The sequence below is a fragment of the Actinokineospora pegani genome, from assembly GCF_009745975.1.
Lineage (GTDB): Bacteria > Actinomycetota > Actinomycetes > Mycobacteriales > Pseudonocardiaceae > Actinokineospora > Actinokineospora pegani.
This window is the reverse complement of sequence record NZ_WHOL01000032.1, coordinates 1-9,870: the sequence shown is the minus strand read 5'-3', so window position 1 is coordinate 9,870 and position 9,870 is coordinate 1. Positions and strand designations below refer to the sequence as shown.

Here is a 9,870-nt window from a genome sequence, read left to right as displayed (position 1 = left end):
CAGCGCCTCACGCCGGGAGATGCCGAAGAACTCCGCGTCAAAACCCTCCACATCGGACAGGAAACCGCCCTCGGCGGCGTAGGACTTGCCGGTGGCGTCCGGGTCGGCGTCGTGCACGTCCAGGTCGGCCCAGCGCGGCGGGAACGGCCCGATGGCGTCGCGGCCCTCGGTCAGCAGGTCCCAGAAGCCCTCCGGGGTGTCCGCGCCGGGGACGCGGCAGGCCAGCGACACCACCGCGACGGGCTCGGTGCGCGCCGAGCGCTCGGCGGCGAGGTCCTGCTCGGTGCGCACCAGCGCGGTGGTGGCGCGCCGCAGGTACTGCTCCAGCCGGGAGACCGTGTCGGCGGGGGAGGTCTCGCTCATCAGCTCGCTCCAAGCTTCGCGTCGAGGAATGACAGGAGGTCTTCGGTGCTGGCGCCGCCCGGCTCGTCGGCGGGCCCGGCGCCGTCGCGGGCGGGCCCGACCCGCTCGGCCAGGCCGCCGCGCAACTGGTGCAGCGCGGTGGCGAACTCGCCGAGCGCGGCCGGGTCGGCCCGGCGCAGCAGGTCGGCCAGCTCGTCGAGCTGGGCCCGGTCGGGGCCGGGGGTGGCGGCCGGGGCGTCCAGCGACAGCCGGGCCAGCAGCAGGTCCGCGATGGCCGCCGGGGTGGGGTGGTCGAAGGCCAGGGTGGCGGGCAGCGCCGCCCCGCTCTCGGCGGCGAGCCGCCTGCGCAGCTCCACCGCCATCAGCGAGTCCAGGCCGCGTTCGCGCAGCACCTGTTCCGCGCCGACGGTGGCGGCGCCGAGCACGGTCGCGGCCTCGCGCCGGACCAGCGCCAGCACGGCGTCGTGCCGGGCGGCCGGGGGCAGCGCCGCGATCCGCTCGCGCAGCCCGCCCCGGGCGGTGGCCCGGGCGGTCCCGCGGCGGGTGCCGAGCAGTCCGCGCAGCAGCGCGGGCGGCTCGGCCGTCCCGCGGTCGACCTCGCGGCGCAGGGCCGCCAGGTCGAGCCGGGCCGGGACCAGGTGCCCGGCCCCGGTGCGCAGCGCCGCGTCGAACAGGCGCAGCCCCTGGGCGGCGGACAGGGCGGCGATGCCCTGCCTGCGCATCCGGGCCAGGTCGGCGCGGCCCAGCTCGGCGGTCAGCCCGGTCCCGCCCGGCTGCCACAGGCCCCAGGAGAGGCTGGTGGCGGCCAGGCCGCGGGCCCGCCGGTCGGCGGCGAGGGCGTCCAGCGCGGCGTTGGCCGCGGCGTACCCGGTCTGGCCGGGGTTGCCCAGCACGCCTGCCGCCGAGGAGAACACGACGAACGCGGCGACGTCGCCGACCAGCTCGTCGAGGTGCCGGGCGCCGTCGACCTTGGCGGCGAACACCCCGGCGACCCGCTGCGGGGTCTGGTCGGCCAGCAGGCCGTCGTCCAGGGTGCCCGCGGCGTGCACGACCGCGGTGAGCGGCCGGTCGGCGGGGATGGCCGCCAGCAGGGCCGCGACCTGGGCGCGGTCGGCGACGTCGCAGGCGCGCACGTCGACCTGCGCGCCGAGCCCGGTCAGCTCGGCGGCCAGGTCGTCGGCCCGCCCGGTGCGGGAGACCAGCAGCAGCCGCCCCGCCCCGTGCGCGGTGACCAGCCGCCGGGCGACGAGGGCGCCGAGCTGGCCGGTCCCGCCGGTGACCAGGACCGTGCCGCCGGGGTCGAGCGCGACCGGCTCGCCGCCGACGGCGGCGCGGGCCAGGCGCGGCGCGCGCACCGAGTCCGGGCCCGCGACCAGCTCGGGCTCGTCGGCGACCGCGAGCGCGGCGGGCAGCAGGCCCGGGGCCCGCACCGTGACCGCGCGCAGCACCCGGTCGGGGTGCTCGGCGCGGGCCGAGCGCAGCAGCCCCAGGACCGCCGCGCCCGCGGGGCCGCTGCCGACGGCCCAGACCAGCTCGGCGGCGGCCAGCCGGTCCTCGGCGAGCAGGGCCCGCGCGGTGCTCAGCGCCGTCCCCGCCGCGGTGGCCGGGTCGGTGGCGCCCGTGGCGTCGACCAGGACCCGCTCCGGGGCGGGCTCCCCCGCGTCGAGGCGGGCCGCCGCGTCGGCCGGGGAGCCGACGGCGGGGGCGGCGACCTCGGCGGTGGCGGTGGTCGCCGCCCCGACCAGCCAGGTGGGGCGCGGGGTGGCCGCGCCCGCTTGGACCGGGTCGGCGGTGACCCGGTAGAGGTGCTCGACCGGGGCGGCCGCGCGCAGCCTCTCCGCCGTGGCCTCGCGGATGTGCAGCGCGCCCGCCGTCAGCAGCGGGGCGCCGTCGGTGTCGGTCAGCGCGAGCGACAGCACGTCGCCGTCCCAGCGCAGCGCGACCCTGGCGGTGTCGCCCGCCGGGGCGTGCAGCGCCACGTCGCGCCACTCGAACGGCAGCAGGACGCGGCCGTCGTCGGCGCGGACCGCGTGCACCGCGTGCAGCGCGGCGTCGAGCAGGGCGGGGTGCGCCCCGAACGTGCCGGGCCGGGTCCCGGCGGGCAGCCGGACCAGGCCGTGCGCGGTGTCGCCGTCGCGGTGCAGCTCGACCAGGCCCTGGAAGGCCGGGCCGTAGCCGATGCCGCGCTCGCGGAGTCTGTCGTAGAACCCCTCCAGGTCAACCGGTTCCGCGCCCGCGGGCGGCCACTGTCCGACTGGGACAGCGGGTTCGACCGGCTCGGGGGTGAGCAGCCCGGTGGCGTGCGCGGTCCAGTCGTCCTGCCCGCCCTCGCGGCGGGAGTGGATGGTCAGCGGGCGCGTGCCGTCCGGCTCGGCCGGACCGACCCGGACCTGCACGCGCAGCGCGCCGCTGTCGCCGAGGACGACCGGCTCGGCCAGGGTCAGCTCGCCGACCCCGCCCAGGTCCAGCGCCGCCGCGGCGGCCAGCGCCACGTCCAGCAGCCCGGCCCCGGGGACCAGGACCGCGTCGAACGCGGTGTGGTCGGCCAGCCAGGGGGTCTCGGCGAGCGCGAGCCTGCCCACGAGCAGGTCGCCCTCGCCGTCGGCGAGCGCCGTGGCCGCGCCCAGCCAGGGGTGCCCGCCCGCGTCCAGGCCCGCGGCGGTGACGTCACCGCCGCGCCGGGTCTCGCGGTTCCACAGCCGCTCGCCGCCGAAGGGGTAGGTCGGCAGCGCGGCGGCGGGGCCGCTGGGCAGGGCCTTGGCCCAGTCGACCTCGGCGCCCTGCACGTGCAGCAGGGCCAGGGAGCGCAGCAGCGCGGCGCGCCCGCCCTGCTCCCGCTGCAGGGTGGGCACGACCAGGCCGCCGTCGGCCGCCGCCCCGTCCGAGAGCGGCATGACCAGCACCGGGTGCGGGCTAACCTCGACGAACACGTCGTGGCCCGCGTCGAGCATGGCGCGCTGGGCCAGGTCAAGGCGCACCGGCTCGCGCAGGTTGCGGCACCAGTAGTCGGCGTCGAGGGCGGAGCCGTCGAGCCTGCCGCCGGTGACGGTCGAGTAGAACGGCACGCTGCCCTCGCGCGGGGCCAGCTCGCCGAACCCGGCGCGCAGGCCGGGCAGCAGCGGGTCCATGTGCGCGCTGTGCGAGGCGCAGGCGGCGTGCAGCCGGGCGACCGGCACGTCCTCGTCGTCGAAGTCCATCAGCACGTCCAGCACGGCGTCGGTGTCGCCGGAGACGACCGTCCACCTGGCGGTGTTGACCGCGGCGATGGAGACCCGGCCGCCGTGCCCGGCGACCCGTTCCAGCACCCGGTCCACCCCGGCCTCGATGACGGCCATCTCGCCGCCGCTCTCGCGGGCCAGCGCCACGCTGCGCACGGCGATGATCCGCACGCCCTCGGCCAGGGTCAGCGCCCCGGCGACGACGGCGGCGGCCACCTCGCCCTGGCTGTGCCCGGCGACCGCGTCCGGCTCCACGCCCAGCGCGCGGACCGCGGCGGCCAGCGACACGTAGGTGGTGAACAGGGCGGGCTGGGCCACGTCGATGCGGTCCAGCGGCCGCTCGGTGTCCTCGCCCGCCAGCACCGCGCGCACCGACCACCCGATCAGCGGGGCGAACGCGGCGTCGCACTCGGCGACGGAGGCGGCGAAGGCGGGGCTCTCGGCCAGCAGCGCCTTGCCCATGCCGTCCCACTGCGAGCCCTGGCCGGGGAAGACGAACGCGGTGCGCCCGCGCGGGGCCGCGCGGCCGCGCACCAGCGCCGGGTGCGGGGCGTCGGCGGCCAGCGCGTGCAGCGCGGCGGCCGCCTCGTCCCCGGTGCGGGCGACGACGGCGGCGCGCTGGTCGAACGGGGTGCGGTGCAGCGCGGCGGTGCGGGCGGCGGCGGCCAGCGGGGTGTCGGCGAGCGCGTGCGCCCACCGGCCCGCCTGGGCGCGCAGCGCGGTCTCGTCGCGGCCGGAGAGCACCAGCGGCACCGGGTCCGCGGCGGGGACCGGGGTCGCCCCGGCCACGACCGGGGCGGGCGCCTCCTCGACGACCACGTGGGCGTTGGTGCCCGACAGGCCGAACGAGGAGATGCCCGCGCGGCGGACGCGGCCGGTCGCGGGCCACGGCCGCGGGTCGGTCAGCAGCGCGAGCTTGGCGCTGTCCCAGTCCAGGTGCGTGGTCGGGGTGTCGGCGTGCAGGGTGCGCGGCAGGGTTTCGTTGCGCAGCGCCAGGATGACCTTGATGACGCCGACGACGCCCGCCGCTGCCTGGGTGTGGCCCAGGTTCGACTTCGACGACCCCAGCCACACCGGGTCGGTCCGCTCGGCGAAGACCTCGGCGAGCGCCCCGGCCTCGATCGGGTCGCCCAGCGGGGTCCCGGTGCCGTGCGCCTCGATGGCGTCCACATCGGACGGGGTCAGCCCGGCGGCGGCCAGCGCGTCGCGGATGACCGACTGCTGCGCGGGGCCGTTGGGGGCGGTGAGGCCCTGCGACCGGCCGTCCTGGTTGACCGCCGAGCCGCGGATCACCGCCAGCATGTCGTCGCCGTCGCGCTGGGCGTCGGACAGGCGCTTGAGCACCACGACGCCGCAGCCCTCCGACCAGCCCGCGCCGTCGGCGTCGGCGGAGAAGCTCTTGCACCGGCCGTCGGGCGACATCGCCTTGAGCCGGGAGAACTCGACGAACAGCGACGGCGAGCTCATCACGGTGACGCCGCCGGTCAGCGCCATGTCGACCTCGCCGGTGCGCAGCGCCTGCGCGGCGAGGTGCAGCGCCACCAGCGACGACGAGCACGCGGTGTCGACGGTGATCGCCGGTCCGCGCAGCCCCAGCGTGTAGGACAGGCGCCCGGAGGCGACGCTGCCCGCGTTGCCGGTGCTGACGTACCCGTCGAGGGCGTCCAGGTCGGCGCCGGGGTAGCCGTAGTCCGAGCCCATGGCGCCCAGGTAGACGCCGGTGCGGGTCTCGCCGAGCAGGTCGGGGCGGGTGCGGGCGCGCTCCAGCGCCTCCCACGCGGTCTCCAGCACCAGCCGCTGCTGGGGGTCCATCGCCAGCGCCTCGCGCCGGGAGATGCCGAAGAACTCGGCGTCGAACCGCTCCACATCGGACAGGAAGCCGCCCTCGCGGGAGTACGACTTGCCGGTGGCCTCCGGGTCCGGGTCGTAGAGGCCCAGCTCGGCCCAGCGGTCGGGGAAGCCGGAGATGGCGTCGCCACCGGAGTCCAGCAGGTCCCAGAACTGCTCGGGGGTGGTGATGCCGCCGGGCAGCCTGCACGCCATGGACACGACCGCGATCGGGTCGTCCGCGGTGGCGCGGCGGGTGGCCGCCTGCTTCTCGGGCGCGGCGGCCAGGTCGACCTTGGCCAGCAGCAGCGCGGCGACGGACTCGGCGTCCGGGTGGTCGAAGGCGAGGGTGACCGGCAGCGCGACCTCGGTCGCGGCCGCCAGCCGCTTGCGCAGCTCCACCGCCATCAGCGAGTCCAGCCCCAGGTCCTTGAAGACCTGGCGGGGCCCGATGGCCTGCGGCGACGGGGCGCCCAGGACCACGGCGGCCTCCGCGCGCACCAGGTCGAGCAGGACGGCGGGGCGCTCGTCGGCGGGCAGGGCGGCCAGCCGCTCGCGCAGCGCGGAGGCCGGGACGGCCGAGCCCGCCCGGCGGCGCGGGGCGCGCAGCAGGTCGCGCAGCAGCGCGGGGGCGGCGGCCCCGCCGTCGACCTCCCGCTGCAGCGCGGTGGTGGCCAGGCGCACCGGGACCAGGTGCGCGTCGGCGCTGGCGAGACCGGCGTCGAGGGCGCGCAAGCCCTGCTCGGCGCTCAGCGCGGCCACGCCCTGGCGGCGCAGCCTGGCCAGGTCCGCTTCGCCCAATGCGGCGGTCAGGCCGGAGCCGCCCCGCTGCCACAGGCCCCAGGACAGGCTGGTGCCGGGCAGCCCGGCGGCGCGGCGGTGGCCCGCGAGGGCGTCGAGGAAGGTGTTCGCGGCGGCGTACCCGCTCTGGCCGGGGTTGCCCAGCACCCCGGCGGCCGAGGAGAACAGCACGAACGCGGCCAGCCCGAGGTCGCGGGTCAGCTCGTGCAGGTGCCAGGCCCCGGTGACCTTGGGGGCCAGCACCGGCGCGACCCGGTCGGGGGTCTGGTCGGCGAGCAGGCCGTCGTCCAGGACGGCGGCCAGGTGCAGGACGGCGGTCCAGTCCGGCTCGCCCGCCAGCACGGCGGCGACCTGCGCGCGGTCGGTGGTGTCGCAGGCGGTGACGCGCACCTCGTCGGCGCCCGCGGCGCGCAGCCGCTCGACCAGCTCGTCGGCGCCGGGGGCGGCCGGGCCGCCGCGCGAGGTGAGCACGAGCCTGCGCGCGCCGTGCGCGGTGACCAGGTGTTCGGCGACCAGCGAGCCCAGCTCGCCGGTGCCACCGGTGATGAGGACCGCGCCGCCGGGGTCGAGCGCGGTGCCCGCGACCGTCCCGGTCGGGCGGGCGAGGCGGGCGGCGAGGACGATCCCGCCGCGCACCGCGAGCTCGGGCTCCTCGGCGGTGTCGAGCGCCCGCTGGCGGCCGTCGTCGGTGGTGGCGTCGAGGTCGACCAGGCGCAGCACGCGGTCGGGGTGCTCGGCGCGGGCGGCGCGGACCGCGCCCCACAGCGGGGCGGCGGCCAGGCCGGTCAGCGCGTCGGAGCCGGTCGCGGCGACGGCGTCGCGGGTCAGCCAGACCAGTTCGGCGCCCGTCAGGCGCGGCTCGGCCAGCAGGGCGCGGGCGTCGGCGACGACGCCGAGGGCGGCGGCGGTGGCGGCCTCGGCGGTCGGCTCGCCCGCGTCGGTGCGGTCGAGGACGACCCGGTCGGGGGCGCCGGCGGTGTCCAGGGCGGCGAGCGCGGCGGCGACGTCGGCGTGGTCGCCGCGCGCGCCGATCGTCCAGGTGGTCTCGGCGACCCGCTCGGCGCGGGTGGCCGGGGCGGCGAACGCGACCCGGTGCACGTGGTCGGCGCCCGCGGCGGCGCGGACCTGCTCGGGGGTGGCGGCGCGCAGCCGCAGCCCCTCGGCGCGCAGCACGGGCGCGCCCGCCGGGTCGGCGATGGCGACCTCGACGGCGTCCCCGACCGGGGACAGGCGCACCCGCAGCTCCGCGCCGCCGGTGGCGACCCGGCGCACCCCGGTCCACTCGAAGGGCAGCAGCACCGTGCCCGCGTCCGACCCGTCGCGGCCGAGGCAGGCCAGCAGGTGCAGGGCGGCGTCGAGCAGCGCCGGGTGGGTGCCGAAGCCGGGGTCGATGCCCTCGGGCAGGCGGATGACGCCGTAGGCGGCCCCGCCCTGGGACTCGCTCTGAGTCCATGCCTGCACCAGGCAGGCGAACGCCGGGCCGTAGTGCAGGCCGCGGGCGCGGAAGCGGTCGTAGAACCCGGCCAGGTCGACCGGCTCGGCCCCGGCGGGCAGCCAGGGCAGCGGCTCGGGGTCGGGCAGGTCCAGCGCCAGCTCGCCGGTGGCGTGCAGCCGCCACGGGCTGTCGCCGTCCACGGTGGGCTGGGCGTGCACGGTCAGCGCGCGCGTCCCACCGGCCACCGGGCCGACGGCGACCTGCACCCGCACCGGCTCGGTCAGCACCAGCGGCTCGACCAGCGCGAGCGAGCCGACACCGGCGGCGCCGACCCGGTCGGCGGCGGCCAGCGCCAGTTCCAGCAGGCCGGTCCCGGGGACCAGCACGGTGTCGAACACGGCGTGGTCGGCCAGCCAGGGGCTGTCCTGGGCGCAGACCCGGCCGGTGAGCAGGTGCCCGTCGTTGTCGGCCAGCGCGGTCTCCGCGCCCAGCCAGGGGTGGCCGCCGGGGCGCAGGCCGACCGCGGCCGGGTCCTGGGCACCGGGGGTGTGGTCGAGCCAGAAGCGCTCGCGCTGGAACGGGTAGGTGGGCAGCGGCGCCCGCGGGCCCGCGCCCAGGACCGGGGCCCAGTCGACGCGGTGGCCCGCGAGGTGGAGCTGGGCGAGGTTGCGCACCAGCTCGCCGCGCCCGCCGCGGTCGCGGGCCAGCGATCCGGCGACGACGCCGCCCGCCGAGCCGACCGCGTCGGCGATGGACAGGCCCAGCACCGGGTGCGGGGCGATCTCGATGAAGGTCGTGCAGCCGTCGGCCAGCAGGGCGGCGAGGGCGCGGTCGAAGCGGACCGGCTCGCGCAGGTTGCGGCACCAGTACTCGCCGTCGACCCCGGCGCCGTCGCTCTCGGCCCCCAGGACCGAGGAGTAGAACGCGACCTCGGCCCGGCCGCCGCCGATCCCGGCCAGCTCGGCGCGCAGACCGGGCAGCAGCGGGTCCATCTGCGCCGAGTGCGACGCGTAGTCCACCGCGACCCGGCGGCAGAACACGCCCTCGGATTCCGCGCGGGCGACGAAGGCGTCCACGGCGTCGGCCGTGCCGGAGACCACAGTGGACCCAGGCGTGTTCACCGCGGCGACGCCCACACCGTCGGCCAGCCGCTCGGTCACCCACTCCACCGGCGCCTGCACCAGTGCCATCCCGCCGCCGGTCACCCCGCGCACCGCCCGGGACCGGGCGGTCACCACGACAGCGGCGTCCTCAAGGGACAGCACGCCCGCGACGACGGCGGCGACGACCTCGCCCTGCGAGTGCCCCACCACCGCGTCCGGGCGCACGCCCAGCTCGGCCCACGCCTCGACCAGGCCGAGGCCGACCGCGAACAGGGCGGGCTGCACCAGGTCGACCCGGTCGAGCGGGCCCTCGATGGCCGCGCGCACGGAGAACCCGCACACCTCGGCGAAGGCGCGCTCGCAGCGGTCGACGGTCGCGGCGAACCCGGGCGAGGTGGCCAGCAGCTCGCGGGCCATGCCGACCCACTGCGCGCCCTGGCCGGGGAAGACGAACGCGACCGCGCCCTGGCGGCGGGCCCGGTCGGTGAGCACGGCCGGGTGCGCGGCGCCGTCCGCCAGCGCGCGCAGCGCCGACCCCAGCTCCGCGGGCTCGGCCAGGACGACGGCCCGGTGCTCCAGGTGCGCCCGGTGGCCCGCGGCGGTGCGGGCGACGGCGGCGGTGTCGGCGCCGGGGTTGGCCGCGAGCCAGTCGGCCCAGCGCCCGGCCTGCGCGCGCACCGCGGCCTCGCTGGCGCCGGAGACGACCACGGGGGTAGCGACGGGGGCAGCCGCCGCCTCGACGGCGGCGGGCGCCGGGGCCTCCTCGACGATCAGGTGGGCGTTGGTGCCCGACAGGCCGAACGACGACACACCGGCCCGGCGCACCCGCTCGCCCCTGGCCCACGGCCGGGACTCGGTCAGCAGGGTCACCTTGGCGGTGGCCCAGTCGACGTGCGGGGTGGGGGTGTCGGCGTGCAGGGTGCGCGGCAGGGTCCCGTTGCGCAGGGCCAGCACGAGCTTGATGACGCCGATGACCCCGGCGGCGGCCTGGGTGTGGCCCAGGTTCGACTTCGACGACCCCAGCCACACCGGCTCGGACCGCTCGGCGAAGACCTCCGCCAGCGCGCCCGCCTCGATCGGGTCGCCCAGCGACGTCCCCGTGCCGTGCGCCTCGATGGCGTCC

General features: G+C 78.8%; 2 protein-coding genes. Both read right to left on the bottom strand.

Annotated elements, in window-relative coordinates; genetic code table 11:
- On the bottom strand, nucleotides 1-363 hold a 363-nt coding region (locus tag GCL84_RS01130; RefSeq protein WP_197522937.1), incomplete at its 3' end, for a beta-ketoacyl synthase N-terminal-like domain-containing protein.
- Nucleotides 363-9,870, bottom strand: a 9,508-nt coding sequence (locus tag GCL84_RS01125) for a type I polyketide synthase (RefSeq protein ID WP_156753425.1), incomplete at its 5' end; no start/stop codon positions are given. The genes GCL84_RS01130 and GCL84_RS01125, both read right to left, overlap by 1 nt.